25 protein-coding genes are annotated in these 26,113 nt (G+C 42.2%); 10 read left to right on the forward strand and 15 right to left on the reverse strand.

Features of this window, described 5'->3' with window-relative positions:
• Positions 1–9 precede the first annotated feature (9 nt).
• Complete coding sequence (locus OU683_RS04480; protein ID WP_228913735.1) at positions 10–1,014, forward strand: acyl-ACP desaturase; 1,005 nt, start codon at positions 10–12, stop codon at positions 1,012–1,014.
• A gap of 113 nt (positions 1,015–1,127) precedes the next feature.
• On the opposite strand, the gene OU683_RS04485 is transcribed toward OU683_RS04480, so the two are convergent.
• From OU683_RS04485 to OU683_RS04495, 3 genes are all read right to left on the reverse strand, one after another.
• Positions 1,128–1,598 carry a hypothetical protein gene (locus tag OU683_RS04485; RefSeq protein ID WP_268135644.1) on the reverse strand — a complete coding sequence of 157 codons (471 nt, stop codon included), beginning with the start codon at positions 1,596–1,598 and terminating at the stop codon, positions 1,128–1,130.
• A 270-nt stretch (positions 1,599–1,868) separates the two neighbouring features.
• Positions 1,869–2,948 carry a linear amide C-N hydrolase gene (locus OU683_RS04490; RefSeq protein ID WP_268135647.1) on the reverse strand — a complete coding sequence of 360 codons (1,080 nt, stop codon included), beginning with the start codon at positions 2,946–2,948 and terminating at the stop codon, positions 1,869–1,871.
• Positions 2,949–3,096: 148 nt separating this feature from the next.
• Positions 3,097–4,272 (reverse strand): CapA family protein, encoded by a 1,176-nt coding sequence (locus OU683_RS04495; protein WP_268135649.1) that lies wholly within the window; start codon positions 4,270–4,272, stop codon positions 3,097–3,099.
• A gap of 108 nt (positions 4,273–4,380) precedes the next feature.
• Between OU683_RS04495 and OU683_RS04500 the strand changes: the two genes are divergently transcribed.
• Positions 4,381–5,322: an EamA family transporter gene (locus OU683_RS04500; RefSeq protein WP_268135651.1), complete on the forward strand. Its 942-nt coding sequence runs from the start codon at positions 4,381–4,383 to the stop codon at positions 5,320–5,322.
• A gap of 5 nt (positions 5,323–5,327) precedes the next feature.
• Here the strand turns inward: OU683_RS04500 and OU683_RS04505 are convergent, their stop codons facing one another.
• From OU683_RS04505 to OU683_RS04520, 4 genes are all read right to left on the reverse strand, one after another.
• Complete coding sequence (locus OU683_RS04505) at positions 5,328–5,705, reverse strand: hypothetical protein (protein WP_268135653.1); 378 nt, start codon at positions 5,703–5,705, stop codon at positions 5,328–5,330.
• A gap of 82 nt (positions 5,706–5,787) precedes the next feature.
• Positions 5,788–6,366, reverse strand: coding sequence for a nuclear transport factor 2 family protein (locus OU683_RS04510; RefSeq protein WP_268135655.1), 579 nt, complete (start codon positions 6,364–6,366; stop codon positions 5,788–5,790).
• Between the two features lie 134 nt (positions 6,367–6,500).
• Positions 6,501–8,060, reverse strand: coding sequence for an L-piperidine-6-carboxylate dehydrogenase (gene amaB, locus OU683_RS04515; RefSeq protein ID WP_268135658.1), 1,560 nt, complete (start codon positions 8,058–8,060; stop codon positions 6,501–6,503).
• Positions 8,061–8,143: 83 nt separating this feature from the next.
• Entirely contained in the window at positions 8,144–8,665 is a 522-nt protein-coding gene (locus tag OU683_RS04520) for a 3-hydroxyanthranilate 3,4-dioxygenase (protein WP_268135660.1), read from the reverse strand.
• A gap of 117 nt (positions 8,666–8,782) precedes the next feature.
• Here OU683_RS04520 and OU683_RS04525 point away from each other — a divergent pair, with 117 nt between their 5' ends.
• The 7 genes from OU683_RS04525 to OU683_RS04555 all read left to right on the forward strand — a co-directional run bounded on the left by OU683_RS04525 (position 8,783) and on the right by OU683_RS04555 (position 17,775).
• Positions 8,783–9,862, forward strand: coding sequence for an isoaspartyl peptidase/L-asparaginase family protein (locus tag OU683_RS04525; RefSeq protein WP_268135662.1), 1,080 nt, complete (start codon positions 8,783–8,785; stop codon positions 9,860–9,862).
• Between the two features lie 83 nt (positions 9,863–9,945).
• Positions 9,946–10,368 carry a transposase gene (locus OU683_RS04530; RefSeq protein WP_268135664.1) on the forward strand — a complete coding sequence of 141 codons (423 nt, stop codon included), beginning with the start codon at positions 9,946–9,948 and terminating at the stop codon, positions 10,366–10,368.
• A 279-nt stretch (positions 10,369–10,647) separates the two neighbouring features.
• Positions 10,648–11,505 (forward strand): phospholipase A, encoded by an 858-nt coding sequence (locus OU683_RS04535; RefSeq protein ID WP_268135666.1) that lies wholly within the window; start codon positions 10,648–10,650, stop codon positions 11,503–11,505.
• Positions 11,506–11,594: 89 nt separating this feature from the next.
• Complete coding sequence (locus OU683_RS04540) at positions 11,595–12,083, forward strand: GbsR/MarR family transcriptional regulator (protein WP_268135668.1); 489 nt, start codon at positions 11,595–11,597, stop codon at positions 12,081–12,083.
• A gap of 19 nt (positions 12,084–12,102) precedes the next feature.
• Entirely contained in the window at positions 12,103–13,221 is a 1,119-nt protein-coding gene (locus OU683_RS04545; protein ID WP_268135670.1) for an efflux RND transporter periplasmic adaptor subunit, read from the forward strand.
• A gap of 9 nt (positions 13,222–13,230) precedes the next feature.
• The gene (locus tag OU683_RS04550; RefSeq protein ID WP_268135672.1) at positions 13,231–16,368 is read left to right on the forward strand and encodes an efflux RND transporter permease subunit; all 3,138 of its coding nucleotides are present in this window, start codon (positions 13,231–13,233) and stop codon (positions 16,366–16,368) included.
• Positions 16,369–16,371: 3 nt separating this feature from the next.
• A complete protein-coding gene (locus OU683_RS04555) occupies positions 16,372–17,775 on the forward strand; it encodes an efflux transporter outer membrane subunit (RefSeq protein ID WP_268135674.1) in 1,404 nt (467 codons plus the stop codon).
• A gap of 3 nt (positions 17,776–17,778) precedes the next feature.
• Here OU683_RS04555 and OU683_RS04560 read toward each other — a convergent pair whose 3' ends face one another.
• Genes OU683_RS04560 through OU683_RS04575 form a run of 4 tightly spaced genes read right to left on the reverse strand, consistent with a single transcriptional unit; the run spans position 17,779 to position 20,470 of the window.
• Positions 17,779–18,759, reverse strand: a complete 981-nt coding sequence (locus tag OU683_RS04560; protein ID WP_268135676.1) for a DUF5996 family protein — start codon at positions 18,757–18,759, stop codon at positions 17,779–17,781.
• A 53-nt stretch (positions 18,760–18,812) separates the two neighbouring features.
• Positions 18,813–19,316, reverse strand: coding sequence for a YciI family protein (locus OU683_RS04565; RefSeq protein WP_268135678.1), 504 nt, complete (start codon positions 19,314–19,316; stop codon positions 18,813–18,815).
• Positions 19,313–19,798 carry a CYTH domain-containing protein gene (locus OU683_RS04570; RefSeq protein ID WP_268135680.1) on the reverse strand — a complete coding sequence of 162 codons (486 nt, stop codon included), beginning with the start codon at positions 19,796–19,798 and terminating at the stop codon, positions 19,313–19,315. Before OU683_RS04570 ends, OU683_RS04565 begins: the two co-directional genes overlap by 4 nt.
• Positions 19,799–19,807: 9 nt before the next feature.
• The gene (locus tag OU683_RS04575; RefSeq protein WP_268135683.1) at positions 19,808–20,470 is read right to left on the reverse strand and encodes an NAD(P)H-binding protein; all 663 of its coding nucleotides are present in this window, start codon (positions 20,468–20,470) and stop codon (positions 19,808–19,810) included.
• 150 nt (positions 20,471–20,620) lie between these two features.
• On the opposite strand from OU683_RS04575, the gene dinB reads away from it, so the two are divergent.
• On the forward strand, positions 20,621–21,718 hold the full coding sequence (gene dinB / locus OU683_RS04580) for a DNA polymerase IV (protein WP_268135686.1): 1,098 nt from the start codon (positions 20,621–20,623) through the stop codon (positions 21,716–21,718).
• A gap of 361 nt (positions 21,719–22,079) precedes the next feature.
• Here dinB and pyk read toward each other — a convergent pair whose 3' ends face one another.
• From pyk to fabF, 4 genes are all read right to left on the reverse strand, one after another.
• A complete protein-coding gene (pyk, locus tag OU683_RS04585) occupies positions 22,080–23,510 on the reverse strand; it encodes a pyruvate kinase (RefSeq protein WP_268135688.1) in 1,431 nt (476 codons plus the stop codon).
• The gene (locus tag OU683_RS04590; RefSeq protein ID WP_268135690.1) at positions 23,510–23,998 is read right to left on the reverse strand and encodes an IPExxxVDY family protein; all 489 of its coding nucleotides are present in this window, start codon (positions 23,996–23,998) and stop codon (positions 23,510–23,512) included. The genes pyk and OU683_RS04590 overlap by 1 nt, the downstream gene beginning before the upstream one ends.
• Before the next feature lie 109 nt (positions 23,999–24,107).
• Positions 24,108–24,845: a ribonuclease III gene (rnc, locus tag OU683_RS04595; protein ID WP_268135692.1), complete on the reverse strand. Its 738-nt coding sequence runs from the start codon at positions 24,843–24,845 to the stop codon at positions 24,108–24,110.
• A 6-nt stretch (positions 24,846–24,851) separates the two neighbouring features.
• Positions 24,852–26,105, reverse strand: coding sequence for a beta-ketoacyl-ACP synthase II (fabF, locus tag OU683_RS04600; RefSeq protein WP_268135694.1), 1,254 nt, complete (start codon positions 26,103–26,105; stop codon positions 24,852–24,854).
• Positions 26,106–26,113: the final 8 nt, after the last annotated feature.

Consider the following 26,113-nt stretch of genomic DNA (forward strand, 5'->3'; position numbering starts at 1 on the left):
ATTTTTTATATGGCCCTAGAGAATATTCGATTAGAAGTAATGAAGACTGTTGAGAAGTCTATTGATGAATTCGTGGAAAAATATCTTATTCCCGTTGAAGAAATATGGCAACCTACAGATCTTTTACCCAATTCCCAGGAAGAAGGTTTTTTTGAAGAGGTCACCCAAATACGGGAAGAGGCCAAGGAACTGGGATATGATTTCTGGGTAGTGCTGGTAGCCGATATGGTGACCGAAGAAGCTTTGCCTACCTACGAATCCTGGCTTATGGACATGGAAGGAGTGGAGCAGCACGGGCAGCAAAAAGGTATGCAGAACGGCTGGGCCAAATGGATTCGCCATTGGACAGGGGAAGAGAACCGTCATGGAGATACGCTTAACAAATATCTATATCTCTCAGGAAGGGTTGATATGAAAGAAGTTGAAAAAACCACTCAATACCTTATCAACGACGGCTTCGATATTGGAACAGGACGTGATCCTTACCGCAATTTTGTTTATACCAGCTTTCAGGAACTGGCAACCAACATTTCTCATAAGCGAGTAGGCCAACTGGCGAGAAAAAAAGGAAATAAAATGCTGGCGAAGATGTGCAATATTATTGCAGGGGACGAAATGCGTCACCACCTTGCTTACAGGGAATTTGTGAAGACAATCTTTGAATATGACCCGAGTGAAATGATGTTGGCCTTTGAAGATATGATGAAAAAGAAGATCGTTATGCCCGCCCAGTTTATTAGAGAATCTGGCCAGGGAATTGGCGAAGCTTTTGAAAACTTCTCGAATGCCGCTCAAAGACTTGGAGTATATACCACCCACGATTATATTGATATCCTTCAAAAACTAAATGAATTCTGGGAAATTGACAAGATGACTTCCCTGACAGATAAAGCCGAAAAAGCACGTGATTACCTAATGAAACTGCCGGACAGGATGACCAGGATCTCCGAAAGGATCAAAGTTCCACAGGATCCCCACCAGTTTGCATGGGTAGCACCAAACGGAACCTTATAAAGAATGACCCCCGCAAAAGCGGGGGTTTTTGTTCCTATCTTTTTTTTATTTTTTTGGCGCAGTCTCTTTTGTGCTAACCTGCCAGCGTTCTCCATAGACAGATTCATACTCCACTACAAATTCGAGACATTGTAAAGAAGACTGTAAAATTTCTCCAGGCCCGATCTACTGGAGTTCGGCTCAAGGTCGACCATGGAAATTCCTTCTTTTTCCGATATTAAATTTCCTCTAGATACATTCGAAATGAGAAAATTCACAGAATCTTTTACTGCTATATGCTCCTGAAGATACCTTCCCACATCAAGATCATATTTCTGCCCTTTAATAACTACATTCCTTGAAGTTATTAATGCGGGGCCTATTCCCTTATTTCTTAAAATCAGCTCATAATCGTCTGAGAAAACGGCGTGATGCTCAAACTCCAGATAAGGGAGAACAGACATATACTGTTGCTTCCGTACGAGATTTGTTTGATAGAGAAACACCAGCAGTGTGCCGACACTGATAATTACTGCGGTAATACTGAGAAGCTCCTGTTTTATCCAGGATACAGATTTCTTCGGTCTTAGCTTTTTTCTAGCCATCTTAAAGCCATTTTTCCCACCTCCTTCTCAAGATCTTAACGGTTAAAATTCTTGAGAATTTTACGCAAGGTGCTTATACCTATTTAAATTTAAGCGTTTTACAAATACAAAAAGCATAAATTTTAGGTCTAAAAATTACCTCATAAAATCTTTTGCTATCGTTATTAAGTTTGTACCAGAACCTTTTTATCCCGATTTTTGGACCTTTTAGAACCTGAAACAAATTCAAACTTGACGTTCAAACAGGCTTTTTAATCAGTCTCTGGTTTTTTAAAGCTTACGCTCTTCACACTTTAAGGTCATGGGATAGTCTGCGTAAAATTTCCTTACCTCTAATGGGAGTGGGGAGAGAAATTCCACTTCGCTCCAAACCCGGTTTATTAGATCTTCATTTTGTTCCGGCGAAAAATCTTCAAACAGAAGTTTCCCGGCAGTTGATCCTTCATCTATATTAGCATATTGAACAGGAGAATCACAATCAAAATCCATTTCCTGCAGGGAAAATTTTCTAAGTTCAGGATTATTCCGGGTTTTAAAATAAACCTCCAGATTATTGAGATCGTACACTATGCTCCACTGAGTGCTTGAATCTTCCTGCTTTACCCTTTCCAGTATTTTAAAAGAATAATCTATCAAGTCCTCTCCGGAAAATTCCTGAAGTGCAACTGCTGCATTGACAAAGCGATCCAGCGGTGCAGAAGAAACAGGTATGTCTTTAGTTCCTCCAAATCCCGAAAAATCTTCCAGATAATTCATACTGTTCTTATAGGTATCATTTGCTAAAACCTTTACAGGAAGCCCTTCTCCCGTGTGAGCAACCATTTTTCCATCTATGAATTCTATAGTTGCCACATTCCCCATTTTGTCTGCCACCAAAAAATGAAGTTTTGCTACCGACTGCGGAGAAATCCTTAAAAATTTCTCAGAAGCTATGACCTCCTCCACACTGGCCGAATTATCAAGCTGATATTGGATCCATTGTAGTTCGGTCAAGCCATACCTATGGTCTGATTCGGGATAAATGGATTCGTTTAGGGCCATTTGCTCAATAACGAGTCCACTTTCGTTTATTCCCCCGTATGGAAATTCTCGCCCATTTTGGTTAAAAGTGACACTGCCAAATTTGGAAGTCCATTCAAAGGGCTTTTCGGGTGGGCGAATCATTGCCGCTTTAGTAGTGTTTCGTTTGTTGATAACTACGTGGCCGTAACCTACGGGAAAGTCAAAGTTCCTACCAAAGACTACCCGGTTCCCGTCCTGCAAACAAAAAGTGGTGCAGGCAATACCTTCAAAAGAGATAAGAAAAAATGCATAGAAGGTGAGAATGCAAATAAGAGAGATCTTTTTCATTCGTCATTCCTTTAGAGATGAAGAAAATTTTTTAAACCTCAATAAATTTACCACTTTCAGGAATTAAAAACTACAAATAATCTCTTTAAAAGAATAATATAGTGCTGGTTTGTCTACACATTAAAAGGCTTTTGAGGGCCTGTAGAAACTAAAATAAATCTGCTTCTAAAGTGTCATTTTTGAGATCTATTTTTACACCATATCTCCTGCTCTCCCTATTAAGTACCTCCCGCAACCATTCAGCATCTTTTTTAGAAGCTCTGCGAAGGCTAAACTTCCTTATTTCCATGGGCACCATATTTAATTTTAAAAGATCTCCCGTTGAAGGATCCAACTCGGGAAAATACATAAGAGAAAGCTCACCTCTATACTTTTCATGGCCGCTAATGCCCTCATAATCATTGATGAAATCACCTGCTCCGTAAATTATTAGCTTTTTCTTATAAATTTCCAATCCCATGGGGTGATGGGAAGAATGTCCAAAGATGACATCCACTCCGGCTTTATCGATAAGATCATGAGCAAACTTTCTATGAACCTCAGGGACATTGTAGCCCCAGTTCGGTCCCCAATGAATGGAAAAAATAACGACATCCCCCTCCTTTTTTACGGCAGCAATATGATTGGTGATCTCCCGTAAATGTTCTTCGGAAAAACCGGATAAGAAATTTACCCCAGATCTGTCTTTTTTAGCAGCCCAGGTCTCAGGAATTCCGCTGCCGGGAGAGCCATAGGAATATACCAGTACCCTTGCACCTTTCAGCTGAAAAATTGCAGGTTCGGCTGCTTCCTTTTTATTTTTACCTGCTCCCGAAAATGCTATTTTAGAATCTTCAAGACTTTTCATCGTTTCCACCAAACCTCCCCTTTTCCAATCCAGAACATGATTGTTGGCCAGGCTGCAATAATCAATATCCGCTACTGTAAACAGTCTTACATTTTTTGGATGCATGCGGTAATGTATACCTTTTGCAGGCCACGGCTCATCGTGGGTGGTAAGACTTGTTTCCAGGTTGATGAGCTTGAGATGGGGATCTCTTTGATCCCAAATTCTCATTGCATCACCCCAAATATACCTGTAACTCAAAGGGAGCTCCAGCTCTCCGTTTTCCCTTTCTGCCAAAAGAAGGTAATCGCGCGCGTCCTTAACAAAGGGCTCATAAATTACCGGCCCTACAGAATACTTTAATGCCTGATCAATTCCCCGGCCTGTCATTACATCCCCCGCAAGAAAGATCTTCAAAGTTTTATTTTCCATAGCTGTCTGGGAGGTGCAAAACAGGCCGGTAAGTATCCCAAAACAAAGACATATTCCTTTCAGCATTTTTCGCAACCTTAATTTATATAAGTTACAAAATTTTAGGATTATGTATTTAAAGGCAATAGCAGTAGCAGCCGATTTATTCCTAAGTTTGTACAGCAAAATTTCAGCATGAATCAGTCGAAAAATCCTCTTTTTATCCTACTTGCTTTTTTTTCAATCTATGTGATATGGGGTTCGACTTACCTGCTTAACAAGGTGGCAGTAACCGAGTTGCCGCCTTTCATGCTTGCTTCAATAAGATTTGTCACTGCAGGACTCCTCATTTTTGCCATAAGTAAGGCCATGGGGAAAAAATTAAGAATAACTCGTGCCCAGTTCTTTAACACTGTTATTGCCGGTTTCCTGTTTCTGGCCTTTGGAAATGGAGTTGTAGTGTGGGCCCTGAGGTTCGTTGACAGCGGTTTTGCAGCTTTAGTTATTTCTGCACAGCCACTGGTAGTTCTGTTGTTTATGCGAATCCTTGAAGGAAAAAAGATACTGCCCATGTCTATGGTAGGCGTAGCTTTAGGACTAATAGGGATCTACCTGCTGGTAAGCCAGAAGCAGGTAACCTCCAATGAAAATTCTGTGCTCGGCATCCTTATGATCTTTGCCTGTCTTCTTAGCTGGTCCTACGGAAGTTTATTTGTAAGCAAAGCAAATCTACCCACAAATCATTTTGTGAATACCGGCTACCAGATGTTCACCGCGGGAATTATCTTGGGTATTGCAAGTTTGCTTTTTGATGAACCCTGGACTGCTCCCACAACCTGGAGCACACCCGTTCAGTATTCGATGGTATTACTTATTATTTTTGGTAGTATTGTGGCCTTCACCGCTTTCAATTACCTGCTGAAGGTGGTTTCTCCCGAAAAAGTAGCGACTTCCACCTATGTGAACCCCGTTATCGCCATGATCTTGGGCTGGTATTTTCTTGATGAGCAGATCACCAGCCAGTCGGCTATTGCCGCCGCGGTCCTGCTAACCGGAGTATATTTTATTAACACCAAGAAAAAGCTGGTCATCCTGTCAAGATTCACCAGCAGGGCTACTAAATATTCTGAAGAATAGATCAATTACTTTACCTCAAGAACTTTTTGATCGACATTCACCGCCTGTTCCTGAATTGAAAAAAGTAATGTTTTCTTTAGGTATCCTTCTCCTTCTTCAAGATAAGTTCCTTGAACCAACTCTTGTTCCCCATTGCTTCTGGTGAATCTGAAGGTGTATTTACCATCGGCTATATTACTTTTTACCTGGAGCGTATGAGCTATATCCTGCCCTGCAGGTAAAACATCGGCTGCAAATGAAACCCTGTCTCCTGCTGTAAGTATTTTAATATCTTTTACCGGCTGGGAAGTGTTGTTGACTATTTCTATTTCCAATACATGATCTTCCGGTACACATGCAAAGAATAATCCGGCAATAAATAAGAGAAGGTAAATTTTTTTCATAACGTTACTGGCTTAGTCTTTCCTAAGATAAAAAATTTTCGCCAGTAATATTCTAATACCGTATCACATGATCCCGCCTTATCTATTCATTTTTCACAATGATTTCCAGAATATTATTATCCACGGTTTCTATAATTGGAGTACGGTCATAATAGGTATAGATCCTATCAATTAAACTATCCTGATTAAAATGTGAGGCTGAATTAGAACGGATATTTACCGGCTGCCCATTGAAATTCATGTGATTTGAAAAATAGGTGATGGTTATCACCCCTGTTAAACCTGAATAATTTAATTCCTGATTTGCTTTAACAGGAATCGTTACCAAATCCACAAATTCCATGCTATCGATCCCCGAAGTTTTTCTCCAGTTTTTCCACCAGTTTACAACTTCCTCCTTTCCCTTTATTATTGTCCTGTCGGCATCACCATCAGGAAAATAATACTCTACATCATCGGCCAGCATATTGCTCCACTCATCAAATTCAAAATTGGCCAAATGGGTCATAGCTTTTTCATTCATTTCAGAAAACTTTTCTGATGCCACCTCGTAATTAGACTCAAATTCAGAAACAACAGGTTCCTCAGCTTCGGAATTCTTGTTATTACAGGAGAAATAAAATAATAAAAGAACTACCGCACAAAAAGATATCCTTCTCATAGTTCAACACTTTAAAGTTCTATTAAAGATAATTTAAAAAATTATCTTTTAAACACTAATTGTGAGGTAGTTATGATAAAAAAACCCGCTTCAGGAGAAGCGGATTTTTAAATTTCAGCAATATTTGTTAAATACTATAAATCAAATTTTATTCCCTGTGCCAATGGCAGCTCTGTTGTATAATTTATGGTATTTGTTTGTCGGCGCATGTAAATCTTCCAGGCATCAGATCCAGACTCTCTTCCGCCACCAGTTTCTTTTTCACCTCCAAAGGCTCCGCCTATCTCGGCTCCAGAAGTACCAATGTTCACATTGGCAATTCCGCAGTCAGATCCTTCCACAGAAAGGAATCTCTCAGCTTCGCGAAGGTTATTGGTCATAATTGCAGAAGAAAGCCCCTGTACCACTCCGTTTTGTAATTCGATTGCATTTTCGAGATCTCCTGAATACTTCATTATATAAAGGACCGGTGCAAAAGTTTCATGTTGCACGATCTCATATTCATTTTTGGCTTCGGCAATTGCCGGCTTTACATAGCAACCGCTTTCATAACCTTCACCTTCAAGCACACCGCCTTCCACGAGGATCTTTCCGCCTTCTTCAACTACTTTGTCTAAAGCAGCCTGATAATTTTTTACTGCATCTTTATCGATAAGCGGACCGACATGGTTATTTTCATCCAATGGATTACCTATTCGTATTTGTTTATAGGCATCAACAATGGCGTTTTTTACCTTATCATAAATAGAATCGTGAATAATTAGTCTTCTGGTAGAAGTACAACGTTGTCCACAGGTACCCACGGCTCCAAAGACTGCTCCTATTACTGTATTTTTTATATCAGCATCGGGAGTTACGATGATCGCGTTGTTTCCTCCAAGCTCCAGAAGAGATTTACCCAATCTTGCAGCTACTGCCTGGGCAACAATTTTACCCATTCTTATAGATCCGGTTGCGGATATTAAAGGAACTCTTTTATCATTGGTCATCATTTCGCCCACTTTATAGTCTCCAGTGATCAAACAGGAAATTCCTTCGGGAAGACCATTTTCTGAAAATACTCTGGCTGCGATATTTTGACAGGCAACAGATGTTAAAGGTGTTTTTTCAGATCCTTTCCAAACGCACACATCCCCACATACCCATGCAAGGGCAGTGTTCCAGGACCAAACGGCTACAGGGAAATTAAAAGCTGAAATCACTCCAACAATCCCCAGCGGGTGGTACTGCTCGTACATACGGTGGCCGGGACGTTCAGAATGCATTGTAAGACCGTGCAGCTGTCTACTTAATCCTACTGCGAAATCGCAGATATCAATCATTTCCTGCACCTCTCCAAGACCTTCCTGGTAAGATTTCCCCATTTCGTATGAAACCAGTTTCCCAAGTGGTTCCTTAAGTCGGCGTAATTCATCATTAAATTTACGCACTATTTCTCCTCTTTGAGGCGACGGCATAGTTCTCCAGGTTTTAAAAGCCTCCTGTGCAGTTTCAATTACACGATTATAATCTTCTTCTGTGGTAGCCTTCACTTTTCCAATTAAAGCTCCGTCTACAGGAGAATAGGATTCGATCACCTCTCCCGAAGAGAACCATTCCTTCCCGGTTGAAGTACCTTTATTGACTTCATCTACATTAAGACCAAGCTCTTTTAAAGCTTGATTTATTCCAAATTTTTCTGCAATTGCGCTCATTCTAGTTGTTGTTTTGTTATGGATTTGTTCGGATTGTTGCGAATATAAAAAAATTAAAGATGAAAGCCTTGAACAGCTGCAGTCTACTTCGGTTTCTCCATCACAGTCCCACAATTGTTGCAGGTGCGTAGCTCCTCACTCTGGTAAAAATGATCAAAATGTTTTTGAAAATCATTTTCTATATCATGTAAAGGGAAATAGACCTCATAAAGTTTGTTGTTACAGTTCTCACAGAACCACAATAGGCCGTCCTTGGCATTAATATCTGTTCTTCTTCGTTCTACCACAAGCCCCACAGAACCTTCAGTACGCTCTGGAGAATGCGGCACCTTTGCAGGATGCAGGTACATATCTCCGGGTCCCAGCTCAAAAGTTCGCTTTTGCCCCTCTTCCTGGATATGAACTTTTATATTTCCCTCAAGTTGGTAGAAGAGTTCTTCTGTTTCATTGTAATGATAATCTTTCCGGGAATTTGGTCCACCCACAACCATTACAATATAATCCTCGGCATCGGGATACAGGCTTTTATTGGCCACCGGCGGCTTGAGCAGGTCCCTGTTTTGCACTATCCATTTATTAAGATTAAAAGGTTTTGCTATGGCCATAGGTTTTGTTTTAGGACCCTAAATTTACGGAATCTTTTCCTGAAGATATCTTCCAAAGCAACAGTTGACTATCGAACCACCCTTTTTTCTTAACTTTCCTTCTGAAAATTTTAGAACATGAAAAAAATACTTCTCGTTTTTGCCCTTTTTGGAACCCTTGCCTGTAATAATTCTGCTGAAAAGAATTCAGTTAATTCTGAAACTCCTGAAGTTGCTTCAGAAGAAAAAGACAGCATTCCAAATTTTGGAATCGTCATTCACGGTGGTGCCGGGACCATCTTAAAAGAAAATATGAACGATAGCCTGGAGCAACAATACCGGGCAAAACTGGAAGAGGCCATTAGAACAGGGCACGAGATCCTTGCCAATGGCGGTACAGCCCTGGAGGCTGTGCAGCGTACCATTAATGTGATGGAAAACTCCCCATTATTTAATGCCGGGAAAGGTGCTGTTTTTACAAATGAAGGCACTAACGAACTCGATGCTTCCATTATGGATGGAGCAACCCTTAATGCCGGCGCAGTTGCCGGAGTCACCACAATTAAGAACCCAATTAATCTTGCCTACGAGGTAATGGTAAATTCTGAACATGTGTTGCTGGCAGGAAAAGGTGCCGAAAAGTTTGCAGAGGAACAGGGGATCGAGATTGTTGACCCTCAGTATTTCTATACCGAAGAAAGGTATAAAAGTCTGCAACGCATAAGGGAACAGGAAAAGACCCAGCTGGATCATGATGATCAAAAAACGGCATTTTTGGATCCCTATATTAAAGACTCCAAATTTGGAACAGTGGGTTGTGCTGCACTCGATAAGCACGGAAATCTTGCAGCAGGAACTTCCACAGGAGGAATGACCAATAAACGATACAACCGAATTGGAGATGCGCCCATTATTGGTGCAGGCACTTACGCCAACAATAAAACAGTTGCGGTTTCCAGCACCGGCTGGGGGGAATTCTTTATCCGCGGAATGGTAGCGTATGATATTTCCGCCCTTATGGAGTACAAAGGATTAAGCCTTGACGAAGCCGCCCGGGAAGTGATCCAGAAAAAAATTCCGGCTCTGGGTGGTGACGGAGGAATAATTGCCATAGACCATGAAGGAAATGTGGCCATGGAATTCAACACCGCGGGAATGTACAGGGCGAAAATGAACCGTGATGGTGAGCTGGAAATCGGGATCTATGGAGAGGAGTAATCCCCTTTCCAGCTTTTCTTAGCTTTTCCAAAGTTTGAAACTTTGGAAAAGCTCTTAAGTTCTTGCCCTTTTATTTTTTTACTATGATACCGTTAGAACCCGATAAATTTTACCACATCTATAATCGTGCTAACGGCAATGAAAAAGTCTTCGCCAATCCCGGGAACTACGAATTCTTTTTACGTAAGTATCAACAACATATCACACCAGTCGCAGAAACTTACTGCTATTGTTTGATGCCAAACCATTTTCATTTTCTAATTAGAATCAAATCTGCCGAAGACTTTCACGATTCGGGATTCTCGAATTCAGAAAAAATTGGATTGTATTGCAGTAAAAAATTTTCCAACTTTTTCAGTTCATACTCCCAGGCCTTTAATAAACAGCAAAATAGAATGGGAAGTCTTTTCATGAAGAATTTCAAAAGAAAGGAAATAGATTCAGAAAAGTATTTACACCAGCTCATCCATTACATCCACAACAATCCTGTGGCTGCAAATTTGTAGAGGCACCTCATGAATGGAAACACTCCTCCTACAACACATTGGTGTCGGCTAATCCCACTTTTCTTCTAAGAAAAGAAGTTTTAGATCTATATGACGGTGTCCAAAATTTTAAAATTATTCACTCCCGCCCAAAGCTTTACAACTTTCCTTTTGATCATCAGAAGAAGCCGAATTAACTTTCCAAGTCCTGAAATTTGGAAAAGTTGATAAGCTAAAGGTTAACATAAAATTAGCCTTACTTGTCATTCTATAAAACTAAAGTAAATTTAATTTCGCGGTATGAAAACAGCACGTTCATATCCCCGAAAATTGTGGATAATATTTATTCATAGCCTTTTTCTTCTTTGCTTCTTTCTAATAAGTGCTGACCTTCAGGGGCAGCGACTTTCAAGGGAACAGATCAAGGATACCATCAATGACATGCCCGCCTTCTCCCTGCATGAAGATAACTACTTCATCTCGGGGGTGCCGCTTAATAAAGACATTACCCGGCAAACTGCAGATGTAAAATACAAGGTAAACTTCAGGTATTTGCTAAGCCGCAATAAATTTCCGTGGGATTCATACCTTTTCCTTACCTATACGCAAAAGGCTTTCTGGGATATCTATGACCAATCAAAACCTTTTCAGGAGATCAATTTTAAGCCGGGTTTAAATTTGGGACTTCCCGTTTTTGACAAGAAAGACGAACTATTGGGAATGGCATTCCTAAAATTCGAACATGAATCCAACGGGCGCGACAGCATTTATTCCCGAAGCTGGAATAAAATTGCCCTGGCCTTTCATGCCGATCTGGGGAAAAGGCACACCCTGAGCGGAGAGGTATGGTGGCCTTTTAGATACAAAAAAGATAACCCGGATCTTCCCGATTATGTAGGTCTGGGGGAAGTAAATTATTCCTTCGAAATAAAACCCGAACTGTGGTCTTTTGAAATCATGGCTCAAAAAGGGCTCAACTGGGACCTCAAAGGTGCTCTACGAACCAGGATTTTATACAGCCCTTTTGAAATGAAGAGCATTAACTTTATGGCAGAGTGGTACTACGGGTATGCAGAAAGTCTTATCGCATTTAAGGAACTCCGCAGCATGGTAAGGATTGGTTTCTTAATGAAATCAAACGACCTCAACTTCCTGTAATTGCTTTAACTTAAATTTAAGGTTCTAATTGTTCGGAAAATTCCGAACTAATCCTATTTTTGCAGCTTCAAACTTTTGAAGAAAAGAAAATGGATTTAGAAAATCAACGAAAGAACCTTATAGAAGAGCTAGGCGTGCACCTAGAAGGAGATCACCTTGCTCCTCTTGCGGCACGCATTCTTTCTACTTTGATACTATCCGGCAAAAAAGGGATGACTTTTGACCAGTTGGTATGTGAATTACAGGCGGGCAAGAGCACGATTTCCAACCATCTGGACCATCTTCAAAATACCAACCGGGTCAAATATTTTACTAAAACTGGAGACCGCAAGAGATACTTCATTGTGGATCCAAATCTCGTTCTCAATGTCATGGACGAAATGATCAATAAATGGGAGAATGAGAAAAAGCTGCATTTAAAGATTAGAGAGTATAAAGAACAGTGCAACAAAGAGGCAGAAGAAACAGCCGAATTTCAATTTGATCTTGAATTTCAGGATGATTTTCTCACCTTTTTGGAGGAGACTTCTACTGCAGTAAAGAAATTTAAAAACAAGATCTTATCAAGAAACAACTAACACCAGACAGAAAGAAGATATGAGAAAAATAATTTATATAAGCCTAGTATTGAGTGTCTTTACAATGATCTCCTGCCAGGATGAGAATGCAGGCCAGGCGCAGCAAGGTGGTGCTATGCCATTCCCGGTTATAGAAGTACCGCAAAGGACCGTTACAGGCTTTACATCTTACCCGGTAAGTATTGAAGGTACTGTGAATAGTGCGGTTAGGGCCAAGGTGCCGGGGTATATTACACAGGTGCTGGTGGATGAAGGTGAAAAGGTGAAAAAAGGGCAGGTCCTTTTTAGACTTGAAACAGAGTCTCTTTCGCAGGAAGCCGGTGCCGCCCGTGCCAACGTAAATGCTGCCCAGGTAGAGGTTGATAAGTTAAAACCATTGGTAGAAAAAGGAATAATTAGTCCTGTACAACTGGAAACAGCAAAAGCAAGACTTGAACAGGCAAAAGCCGGTTACAGCAGTATAGCAGCCAGTATAGGATATTCGAATATTAAAAGTCCGGTAGATGGTAATGTGGGTGCCATCAATTTTAGGGAAGGGGCTTTAGTAAGTGCGGGAGACCCTACTCCACTTACAACAGTTTCAGATATTGACCAAGTCTACGCCTTCTTTTCAATGAATGAAAGAGATTATCTTAACTTCCTTCAGAATGCCGAAGGAGAAAATATTTCAGAAAAAATTGAGAATTTCCCGCCGGTCCAACTGCAGTTAGTAAATGACAGGATCTATTCAGAAACAGGTGAGATCCAAACAGTAACGGGACAGGTGGATCCTTCGACAGGAACAGTAGGCTTTCGGGCCATGTTCCCTAATCCTAATGGAATTCTTGCCAGCGGGAACAGCGGAAGGATAAGAATTCCCCGCACTTATGAGGAAGTTCCGGTAGTACCCGAATCTGCTTCCTTTGAACAACAGGGAAGAGTTTATGTTTATGGGGTGCAGGGAGATACTCTTGCAGTTTCAGTTCCTATCCAGGTTATAGATCGTGTTCAAAACCTTATTGTTGTAGGAGAGGGAGTTAGGCCTGGAGATAAGATCGTCGCTCAGGGAGTAGGTAAGTTAAGAAATAACACGCCTATTGTTCCGCAGCCAGTTTCCTTTGACAGTATTGCCACTTCCATCAAACCAATCTTTAAATAAGAAAGACTAATGCTCAAAACTTTTATAGAGAGGCCTGTTCTATCTACAGTAGTCTCCATAGTTATAGTTATGTTGGGGGTCCTCGCGATCACCACCCTGCCGGTGACCCAATATCCAGATATTGCTCCCCCCACGGTGCAGGTAAATGCCAGTTATCCCGGGGCAAATGCTGCCACGGTACTGGAGAGTGTGATCATCCCCATTGAAGAACAAATTAACGGGGTGGAGGGAATGGATTACATCACCTCTACTGCCAGTAACAACGGTAGTGCAAGTATCCAGGTCTTTTTTGAACAGGGAATAGACCCCGATATTGCAGCGGTAAACGTTCAAAACCGGGTGGCCAGGGCTACGCCTCTGCTTCCGCGGGAAGTTACCCAAAGTGGAGTGACAACCCAGAAACAGCAAACAAGTGCTTTGATGTTCTTCACCGTAGTTTCTGAAAATGATGCCTACGATGCAACTTTTATTCAAAATTACCTCAATATCAACGTGATCCCGGAATTAAAAAGGATCAACGGGGTTGGAGATGTGAACGTTTTTGGAGCCAAGACCTATGCAATGAGAGTTTGGTTACAGCCTGAAAAAATGGCTGCTTACAACCTCATTCCTGCCGATGTGATTGGAGCGATCAATGAGCAAAGCCAGGAAGCTGCGGCAGGATCTTTAGGACAAAATAATGCTGAAGCTTTTGAGTATGTTATACGATACAGCGGGAGATACAACAGCGAAGAAGATTACAGGAATATTGTAATCAAAGCCCTTGACGCCGGAAGGTTTCTAAGACTTGAAGATGTTGCAGATGTAGAACTCGATGCACAGGGTTACAATGTGATCTCCTTCACAAACGGAAAACCAGGGGTAAGTATGGGTGTTTATCAAACGCCCGGTTCGAATGCGCAGGAGATCATTGAGAATGTCCACCAAAAACTGGATGAACTGGAAGAGAACTTTCCAACGGGACTGGAAACCAGGATTAACTTTGATTCCAATGAGTTCCTTAATGCTTCTATAAATAAAGTAGTTCTTACCATTTTTGAGGCCTTTCTACTGGTGTTCCTGGTGGTGTTTGTGTTCCTTCAGGATTTTAAGTCTACGCTCATCCCGGCCATAGCGGTACCGGTATCGATCATTGGGACATTTTTCTTCCTTAACCTGTTTGGCTATTCCATTAACCTGCTTACGCTGTTCGCGCTCGTGCTGGCAATTGGTATTGTAGTAGATGATGCCATTGTGGTGGTAGAAGCAGTACATGCGAAGCTGGAACAGGGTGCCGAAAATGCCAAACAAGCGACACATTCTGCGATGGAAGAAATTGCAGGTGCAATTATTTCCATTACCCTGGTAATGGGTGCGGTATTTATACCGGTTACCTTTATAACGGGTCCTACAGGAGTATTTTATGAGCAGTTTGGGGTCACATTAATGGTTGCTATTGCTATTTCGGCAGTAAACGCCTTAACCTTAAGTCCCGCTCTTTGTGCATTATTTTTAAAACCTCATCATGAAAAAGAAGGAAAGAGAAAAGGCTTTTTAAAACGTTTCTTTTCTACCTTCAATGTCGCCTTTGACGTCACCACGAGGAAATATGTAAGGTCGGTTTCCTTCCTATACAAACATAAATGGATCACCGGAGTGATTATTTTGGCCGCGGTTGGAGCGATCTTCTGGGCTTCAGCTACAACTCCAACCGGTTTCGTACCCGATGAAGACCGCGGAATGATTTTCGCCAACATAGAACTTCCTGCCGGAGCTTCCCTTGACAGAACTGCGGAAGTTACTGCGGAATTAACCCGAAGGGTAGAGCAAATTCCGGGAGTAGATGTGGTTTCTGTAGTAAACGGATTCAGCTTTTTAGGTGGTGCCGGAAGTAACTATGGAATTGGATTTATCAAGCTTGACGACTGGGATGAACGAACTGAAGAAGGCATGTCGGCTGAAGCTATCATCGGAAAATTCTTTGGTACGGCTGCGGGAATAAGCGATGCCAATATTCTCTTTTTCCAGCCTCCCAGTGTGCCCGGTTTTGGAGCATCATCTGGATTTGAGATGAAGGTTCTGGACCGTACTGGCGGTAGTTTTGAACAACTCGATAACGCTACCCAGAACTACCTGGCCGATCTTTCTGCAAGACCGGAGATCCTTTATGCAAGAAGTTCTTTTAATACTAACTATCCGCAGTACGAAATCGACCTCAACATTCCAAAAGCCAAAGAAGCAGGAGTAGATATAGGAACTATCTTCTCCACCCTTCAGTCTTATATTGGATCTGTTTACGCTGCCGACTTTGCCCGCTTTGGAAAGCAGTATCGTGTATTTGTGCAGGCTTTACCCGAGGATAGAGCGACAGTGGACGATCTTAATTCGATTTTTGTGCGTAATGCACAAGGCGAGATGGCACCAATCACTCAGTTTGTAACCCTTAGCAGGGTATATGGACCACAATCGGTTACCAGGTTTAACCTGTTTAATTCGGCCAGTGTGAATGGTGCAGCGGCTCCCGGATATTCTTCGGGTGATGCTATTGCTGCAGTGCAGGAAGTAGGAACAGGATCCCTTCCGGAAGGTTTCGATATTGGGTTCTCTGGATTAACAAGGGAAGAGATTTCCGCAGGAGATCAAACCACCTTCATCTTCCTTTTGAGTATTCTGTTCGTGTTTTTCATTCTCTCGGCACAATATGAAAGTTACTTACTGCCCCTGGCGGTACTGCTTTCGCTACCGGTTGGGGTGATGGGAGCTTATGTCACCACAGCGTTGACCGGTCTTGAAAACAATATCTATTTCCAGATCGCACTCATCATGCTGCTGGGATTACTTGCCAAAAATGCCATTTTGATCGTGGAATTTGCCATACAAAGGCGTAACGCGGGGAATTCAATAGTAGACTCTGCCCTTGGCGCAGCACAGGCACGACTGCGACCTATCCTGATGACTTCTTTTGCCTTTATCGTGGGACTTCTTCCGCTGGTTTTTGCAACAGGAACGGGAGCTGCCGGAAACAGATCTATAGGAACAGGGGCTGTTGGCGGATTGCTGATAGGAACCTTACTTGGAATTTTCATTATTCCTATCCTCTTTATTCTCTTCCAGTGGCTGCAGGAAAAAATGACAGGTCAACCTAAAGCAGCAAATGAAAACCTTTAGAAAATGAGAAAAACCAAAATATATAAGTTCGTTTTAATCCCCGCTGTCCTGCTCTCCCTGCAGTCGTGCTTTGTGGCTAAGGAATACTCCCGCCCTGCCGAAGTTGTAGAGGCAGAAACTTACAGAACAGATGAACTTCCTACAGATACCATCTCCATGGCACAAATTTCATGGAGAGAACTTTTTACAGATCCTGTTCTTGAAAACCATATTGACCGGGCGCTGGAGAATAATATCGATATAAGGATAGCCCTGCAGCAAATTGAGGCTGCGGGTGCTTACCTCAAACAGGCGAAGTCACAGTACCTGCCAACGCTTAGCATATCGGCGCAGGTAGCTCATCAGGAACTGGCCCAAAACAGCCAGTTTGGAAGCTTCCTTGGCGGTTCCACCACACAATATGATGCAACGGCCAATCTTTCCTGGGAAGCCGATATTTGGGGTAGAATAAAGAGCAATGAAAGAGCACAGCGAGCAGCCTATCTACAAACTGTGGCAGCACACCGGGCCGTAAAGACAAGGCTGGTAGCTAACATTGCCAATCTCTATTATCAACTTTTGGCTCTTGATGAGCAATTGGAGGTGACAAGAGAAACAGTGGCAAACAGGATGAACAGCCTTGAAACAATTAAAGCGCTCAAGCAGGCGGGAAATGTTACCGAAGTGGGTGTTAAGCAAACTGAAGCCCAACTCTACCGCGCAGAGGCAGTTGTAATAGACCTGGAGAACCAGATAAGGCTACTGGAAAATACCTTTTCCATCCTGCTGGGGGAAGCGCCACATTCAATCGAAAGAACCGAACTGGGGCTACAGGACCTTAATACTGAGCTAAGAACGGGAGTACCGGTGCAACTGCTTAGGATGAGGCCAGATGTTATTGCTGCAGAATACAACCTCGTGAACGCATTTCAGCTTACCAATGTGGCCAGGAGCAACTTTTATCCTGCTTTACGTCTTACCGCCAACGGTGGATTCCAAAGTCTGGACCTGGCAGATCTTATCGACACTAATTCCCTTTTTGCAAGTGTGGTAGGTTCTCTTACCCAGCCCATCTTCAACAGGAGACAAATAAGAACGCAATATGAAGTTGCGCAGGCACAACAGGAGATTGCGTTCCTGGAATTTAGGAGGGCAATACTGGAAGCCTCAAGTGAGGTTTCAGATGCTTTGTACAACTATGCCGCAGCCGACAAAAAGCTGGATATAAAGCAGAACGAATTCGAAGCCTATGATCTAGCCACTTCCTATTCGGAAGAACTGCTCAACAATGGCTTTGCAAATTATCTGGAAGTTTTGACTGCAAGAGAAAATGCGCTCAATGCACAGCTGGAGCTCGTTAATATAAGATTTGATGAACTAAGTTCAATAGTAGATCTATACCAGGCGCTGGGAGGCGGCTGGGAATAATTTTCATGATTGGTTTTTTAGTTGTTGGAACTGCCCCCTTTTTGGGGCAGTTTTTTTTAAAAGGTCTCTTAAAGGCGGCACCTTTAGATCCTCAACATCCCACTCCTTAAGCCGGGCACCCGCCTGATAAGCACTTTCAAGAAAATCCAGTAGAACAGTAGCCGGCTCTTCCACTTCCTGCAAATCCCTGTATGGCAATATGGCCAGCCAATTACCGTTATTCTCAACCCACTTCGCCTGTTTCGGCTTTAGCGTGGTTTTCTCAATTCCTTCAGGTGCCGGGAAGGTGTAAGAGTAAAATGCAGGTTCAGGAATGTTGGGATCACCGGGCCAAAATCCGAAGCTAATGCACTCGTGGCTATAGGCATCTTTGTCTGAAATCCTTGCTTCAGAAGGCATTTTTGGCGCCCTTTTACCCGAGAATCTTGTCACCGCCAGGTCCATGGAATGCCAGAAAAGATGAACCGGGCAGGTCTTGCCATAGAACCGGCCACTAAAGTCTTTAAAAACATTTGATGCCCACAACATTACCTTCCAGTATCGCTGGACATATTCCCGGTCATAAGACCTTATTTCTTCCAACTCCTTGAAGCTTTTATCAATATTTAAATCAAAAGGTCTTTCCAGTATTTCTGTTTCTATCCCGAACCTCTTTAGAATGTTCTTTAGTTGCAGGTAAAATTCCGCCACAGATATTCCTTCAAAAATGTCAAAATAAGCCTCCTCTCCTCCAGATGTAAACACCTCCAGGCGTTGATTGTGCAGATTCAATAAAAGAGTAAAGGTCTCCAACCCGTTTTTGTAGGGAACAGGTCCTGTGGTGAAACCTTTTGTATCTAGGTATAGGGTAATATACCACCAGTGATTCTTTCGGGGACTACAACTCATCCTGATCTTTCCCATGATCTGGAAAAACAGATGTAATGTCAATTTTTGCTGTTCGCTGCCTTTATACTGCAGCCGGGGAAGGGCGTTCTTTTCCATAGCGATAGTGTTTTTACCTGCCATTAAGAATGCTAAGAAAAAGTAGATTGGGTTTACTTCAATGCTTGACCTTTGGCTGCCCACCAGGGGTGAATTTCTATATCAAGCCTTCCCGCTTCAACCATTGGGTCAAGCCTGGCCAGACTATCGGCCATTTCAATAGTTGGAGTATTATAAACTGCAATTCCCCGAATCTCTCCATCATCACCAAAAGGACCGGCAAGACTCATATAACCTTCATTGGCCATTCTGCTAAGATGTGCCAAATGTTGTTTTTGAAGCTCTGCAGCTGCAACAGAATCCTGACTCCTATTCGTACCTGATTTTAGGAATACAATAAAATATTGCTGCATAAGGTGTTTTTCCCCTGCCTCGTCGTAAATAAAGGTTTGATACCCCTGCTTTTGCAACTCCTCTGCCTCCAGTTCAATATTGCGGGTTGTGTCTGGCTGTCGCGCCTCAACTTCCTCGGGTCCCGGAATACCCCGGGTATCCTTACTTTGGTTGCAGGCCAGCGTTAGCATGATCCCAGCGATTACTGTAATGGTTTTTTTCATAATCTGTCGGTTTGCCATTCTTTAAAAGGAAATTTACTCAAATAAGAATTATAATATCTTTGATCTCCCGTGACTTCCTTTCCCAGCCACAAAGGTTTCTTTATTTCTTCAGTTTCATTATTTAATTCAACTTCAGCCATAAGTAAACCTTCATTCTCACCTAGAAATTCATCGACTTCAAAAGTGTGATTTTCCACCTTGATTTCATAACGGTATTTTTCAATTTTTCTCGGCTCTGATAACTTCAGAAGTTCTTCAGCCTCAAAAAGAGGTATTTCTCTTTCCCATTCATAACGGGAAAGTCCGTCGCTGCTACTTTTACCTTTAATAGTTAAAAAACCTTTATCCCCTCTTATCCTCACCCTCACAGTTCTTTCGGGTGCCGAGTTAAGGTACCCCTGCACGATCCTGGTCCTGCTAAAAGCATCTTCCCTGAAATTGGGGCTATCTAAAATGAGAAATTTTCTCTCTATTTCCTGCATTTCCTAATTTTAACGATAACTCTCTGCAATTTCCCTGATCTCCCTGGATTCAATTCGGGTGGCGGCATATTTATTATTAGCCACATAGATCATAGCATCTGCGATCGAACCTGCATGGATGCTGCGATACTTTTTTAGAGGTCCCAGGAGCAAGTGGTCTCCCACGCTCATCACCTTTTTCCATGCGGCTTCAAAAGGCCGGCTTTCTTCCCTGTTTCCGGCGATGAGGGATGGCTCAAAAATATAAGTTTCGGGTATACCTTGTGCCAGCACATCGCGTTCCATTTCTCCCTTAGTGCGATTGTAGAAAAAGCGGCTATCAGGATCGGCTCCCAGGGCAGAGATCACTATAAAACGTGGTATTTTGTTTTCTTTCGCCAGTTTTGCTGCCCCGACGGGGATTCCATGGTCGATTTTGTAATAGGTCTCTTCATCTGGAGTTTTAGCCTGGGTGGTCCCAATACAACAAAAGACCTCATCGGCAACAAAATCTTTGGAATGCTTCTCCAGCTCGAACAGATCAACTAAATGTTCTTCAATTTTGTCATTTTTGACACCTATGGAAGAGCGGGAGAAAAGTTTGATCTTGCTGTATCTATCATCCTCAAGAAGTTTGTGGAGCAGCTCCCCGCCCGTAAGACCGGTAGCTCCTAATATGATCGCTGTTTTCATTGCAATTGTTTTTTATGAAGGTAACCGATTTTGGCCTCAAATCAAAGTTTGTCAAAAAAGGGAAAACCAGAAAAGATTTTTCTGCGGAAAATTTTTCCTAAGGAAGAACTTCATCAAACCTGAAGCAGAAGTTTCACTAATTTTACAGCGATGCAGGAGACCAAACAGCGAAAGATCATTCACGTAGACATGGACGCATTCTATGCCTCTGTGGAACAGCTGGATAATCCTGAACTGAAAGGAAAACCTATTGCCGTGGGAGGCAGTTCCCAACGGGGAGTAGTGGCTGCAGCAAGTTATGAAGCACGCAAATTTGGTGTTAAAAGTGCTATGAGCAGTGTGCTGGCAAAACGCAACTGCCCCAACCTCATTTTTGTAAAACCACGATTTGAAAGATACCGGGAGATCTCACAGCGCATAAGAAGCATCTTTTTTGAGTATACCGATATGGTAGAGCCTTTATCACTCGATGAAGCTTATCTCGATGTTACGGAAAATAAAAAGGGAAATCCCAGCGCCTCTCTTGTCGCGAGGGAAATTCGTGAAAAAATCAAAGAAAAGACGGGGCTGAATGCCTCTGCAGGTATCTCAATCAATAAATTCATTGCCAAGGTAGCGAGTGATGTCAACAAGCCTAATGGGCAAAAAACCGTACCTCCCGAAGAAGTAGAAGCTTTTTTGGAAGACCTGGAGATTAGAAAGTTTTACGGTGTAGGCAAGGTAACTGCCGAAAAGATGTACCGATTGGGGATTTTTACGGGAAAAGATCTTAAAAACAGATCCCTGGACTTCCTAAATGACAACTTCGGAAAAAACGGGGAATATTATTTTTATGTAGTTCGCGGGATTCACAACAGCGAAGTAAAGCCTTCCCGGATTAGGAAATCTTTGGGTGCAGAACGCACTTTTGAGGAGAATATATCTTCAGAAATATTTATGCTCGAACGGCTGCAGAATATTTCCGATGAAATTGAGCGGCGCCTCGCAAAGAATAAAGTGGCAGGAAAAACAATTACCCTTAAGATCAAATACAGCGATTTTACACTACAGACCCGAAGCAAAACCCTCTCCTATTACGTTTCATCGAAGGAACTCATCCTGGAAACCGCAAAAGAATTGTTATACCAGGAAAAAATGAAGGATTCTGTTCGTCTCCTGGGTATTTCCCTGTCAAATCTCAATACTGAGAAAGAGGATGAGAAAGAAGAAAAGAAAGAGATCGCCGTGCAGCTCAAATTTGATTTTTAATTTTTTTATTCTGCTGCGCTCTAAAAGTCAAGAACCAGGAAAAAAGACTTAAAGTTGCGGGTGAAAAGCGTTGCGGGTTGCGGGTTCTTTGGCATACGTGCCTGAATAGAGAACTTTTTCGGTTAGCTAAAAAAAGGAAAGGTTCTGGAGAATATTTACTGCCAACTGCGCAATGCCCATTTAAAAAGCGGGTTGAGGTGGTGGTTCAAACCCGGTATTTAAAATTGGAATTTGGTGCTTAGAATTTGATTTTTAGGCTGGCTTCAGCTGGTAAGCTCCCCCTCCATTAATAAGAAAAGCCACAAAGATCGTGTCTCTGTGGCTTATTATTATCTAAAATCTCAAATCTCAGATCTCAGATCTACTCAATTTCAGAAATACGCAGCGTGTTCACCATCCCTTTGTTGGTGATTGGCATAGCTGCAAGGTTGATCGTAAAATCACCTTTTTCAACGAATTTAAACTCTGTTGCGATCCTGTTAATGTCGTCTATAGTTTCATCTGTACTCACCATTTTATCGTAATAGAACGCTCGTACTCCCCACAGAAGACTTAATTGATTAAGGATTCTTTTGTTGGAGGTGAAAACCAAAATATTGGATTCAGGTCTCCAGGCAGAGATCTGGAACGCGGTGTAACCACTATTTGTAAGGGTACAAATAGCCTGTGCCTTGATCTCATTGGCCATGTGAGCAGCGTGGTAACAAATTGATTTAGTAATGTATCTCTTTGTACGCACATGTGGTGGTTCATGAGGAACTTTGATAAGTGGTGAATTTTCAACACTCATGATAATTTGGCTCATTTTCTCGATCACCTGTACAGGATAATTCCCCACAGAAGTTTCTCCACTTAACATAACAGCATCGGCACCATCCATAACCGAGTTGGCTACATCGTTTACCTCGGCCCTTGTTGGGGTAAGGCTGGTGATCATGGTTTCCATCATCTGGGTGGCGATTATAACCGGAATCCTTGCCTTTTTAGCCTTTAGCACAAGCTGTTTCTGAATAAGAGGTACTTCCTGCGCCGGAATTTCAACACCAAGATCTCCACGTGCCACCATAAGACCATCACAGTAGGCTACAATCTTATCGATATTATCTACACCTTCGGGCTTTTCAATTTTGGCAATAATAGGGATCTTTTCATCTGTATGTTCCTTAATAAGGTTTTGAAGCTCAATAAGGTCATCGCTATTCCTAACGAAAGAAAGCGCGATCCAGTCTACACCCTGCTTTACTGCAAATTCGGCGTCCTGAATGTCTTTTTCTGTAAGGGCGGGAAGGGATATCTTTGTATTGGGGAGGTTAACTCCTTTTTTTGATCTGAGCGGTCCTCCTTGGACTACTTTGGCCAGGACCTCATCTTTTTTATTGGTGCTTACCACCTCAAAAATAAGTTTTCCATCATCCAGTAAAATACGTTCTCCGGCTTTTACATCCTGAGGAAATTCATCATAATTCATATAAACCCGGGAAGATGTTCCTTCGAACTCCGCTCCGGTGGCAAAAGTGATTTCGTCACCTTTTGAAACCACTACTTCCTCCTTCATTTTTCCAACCCTGAGCTTTGGCCCCTGCAGGTCCCCCAGAATGGCTGTTGTAAAGCCCAGTTCTTCATTGAGCTCACGTATAATCTTTATACGTTGTTTTACATCTTCATAATCGGCATGAGAAAAATTGATCCTGAACACGTTCACACCTGCTAGCATCATATCTCTCAAAACATCTTTAGAACTTGAGGCCGGCCCAAGGGTGGCCACAATCTTAGTCTTTTTCGTATTCGGCATTAGTCAAATATTAAATTTTCTTTTGTTTTTATGCGATGAAAATCAATGGCATAAGCGGTAGAAACCTGAGGGATCTCCAGGATTCTTGAGATGAGCATTTTTGTTGATATCGCATCCAGTTCATCTTCGATCTTCACCAAAAAATCTACCTGCTTGAATTCCGGTAATAAAAATGATTTTTTGACAGCCAGATGATCTTCAGAAAAAAGAGAATCTAGATCTGACCCTGACCTGCCTTCCTGTCTTGCGACATTGTTCACCAGATGATAGGTGCAATATTTTTGCAGATCCTCATAAATAAAATGGGCGAATAAACTGCTTTCATCCCCTTTATGAAGATCAATGTCTTTTGGTGTCCTGGCCAACTTTAAGTCTATATGCTTGTTCAACAGGTAAGCCAGCTTAAATTCCTCTACCGAAGAATGTATAGCAAGTAGCTTATAGGGCTGTTCAAAAACTTCATCTAAAACCAGTTTGTGCGCCGGCATATGATTTTACATCAAAGGCTAAAGATAATTATTGTGTCGTAGATAATTAATTTTTTTGGGCCTTATTTTCAGAATATCTTACGAAAACGTTATAGTTTCTGTGATATTTCTAAGATGTGGAAATTTTTGTCTGCAAGGCATAATAGGCTCTTTTAGATGCCTTTTCTTCAGCTTTCTTCTTGGAAGTTGCACGAGCCTTGGCCACGACCCTGTTATCAATTCGAAGTTTAACGGCAAAATGTTTTAATTCATCCTTCCCCGTGTCTTCGTAAATTTCGTAATTGAATTCCTTTTTTTCCTTTTGACACCACTCGATAAGAAGTCCTTTATAACTTATAACAGTACCTTCCAGCTGTTCTATATCTACATAAGGTTCTATGACCCTTTCATAGATAAACTTATTGGTGTACCTGTAACCTCTGTCAAGATAAATAGCCCCAATTAGGGCTTCAAAGAGATTGCCGTGGATGTTGGTTCCAAACTGCTCGGTTGGGATATTAGTATTGATGTGTTTGATCAAATCCAGATCCTTGCCTAACTCATTGAGATGTTTGCGACTCACGATCTTGGACCTCATTTTGGTAAGGTACCCTTCATTACCGCCCGGGACCTCATTGAACAGGTGGGAGGCGATAACTGCACTAAGCATGGCATCTCCAAGGAACTCCATTCTTTCAAAATTAATAGCATTTCCTTCGGCATCTTTTTGATTTAGGGACCGGTGTGTAAAGGCTTTTTTATAATGTGAAATGTTACGAGGTTTGAAACCCATGATCTTTGTCAATTCGACAAAAAAATTCCCGCCTCTGGAAGAGCGGGAATTTAATATATTTCTTATAACACTCATGATATTTTACTCGTCCAGCTTCTTAAATAGCACGCAGGCGTTATGACCACCAAAGCCAAATGTATTGCTCATCGCCACGTTCACTTCCCTTTTTTGGGCTTTATTTAAGGTGAGGTTGAGTTCTGGATCGATATTCTCATCCTGTACCTCGTGGTTGATTGTAGGCGGAACAACTCCATGCTTCATGGCGAGAATTGATGCAATCGCTTCAACAGCTCCGGCAGCACCCAAGAGGTGACCGGTCATAGATTTTGTTGAATTGATATTAATGTTCTTTGCATGTTCTCCAAACACCTTCTTGATAGCTTTAAGTTCGGCCACATCACCAAGCGGAGTGGATGTTCCGTGGGTATTGATGTGATCTACATCTTCTGGTTTGAGTTCGGCATTCTTCAGGCAGTTCTCCATTACAGCAACAACTCCAATCCCTTCCGGGTGTGGGGCAGTCATGTGGTAAGCATCCGAAGACAACCCTCCACCAACTACTTCTGCATAAATTTTGGCACCTCTTGCTTTGGCATGCTCATATTCTTCCAGAATCAAAGCACCCGCACCTTCACCTAAAACGAATCCGTCACGAGTCGCATCGAATGGTCTCGAAGCGGTCTCGGGGCTTTCATTACGGGTTGACAGGGCATGCATGGCATTAAATCCACCCATCCCTGCAGGAGCAACGGCTGCCTCACTACCTCCGGTTACAATTACATCACTGTAACCTAACCTAATGGTATTAAGGGCATCGATAAGCGCATTGGCCGCAGAAGCACAAGCCGAAACAGTTGTATAGTTCGGCCCCATAAAGCCGTGCTTAATCGAGATATTTCCCGGCGCGATATCAGCAATCATTTTTGGAATGAAGAAGGGATTAAACCTTGGGGTTCCATCACCTTTTCCAAAAGCCAAAACCTCATCCTGAAATGTTTCAAGACCACCAATCCCGGCACCCCAAATAACCCCAACACGAAGTTTATCTACAGTGTCAAGATTGAGCCCCGAATCCTTTATGGCCTCATCTGAAGCTACTAAGGCATACTGGGCAAATTTGTCTAGTTTCCTGGCCTCTTTTCGATCAAAATAATCTTCAGCCTTGAAGTTCTTGATCTCACAAGCGAATTTAGTTTTGAATTTTTCGGCATCAAAGTATGTAATGGGTGCAGACCCGCTTTTACCGTTTACAAGCCCTTCCCAATATTCATCAATATTCTTTCCAATTGGGGTAAGGGCACCTAATCCAGTTACTACAACTCGCTTTAACTCCATAAGGATAT

The sequence above is a fragment of the Salinimicrobium sp. TH3 genome, assembly GCF_026676115.1.
In the GTDB taxonomy this organism is placed as follows: Bacteria; Bacteroidota; Bacteroidia; order Flavobacteriales; family Flavobacteriaceae; genus Salinimicrobium.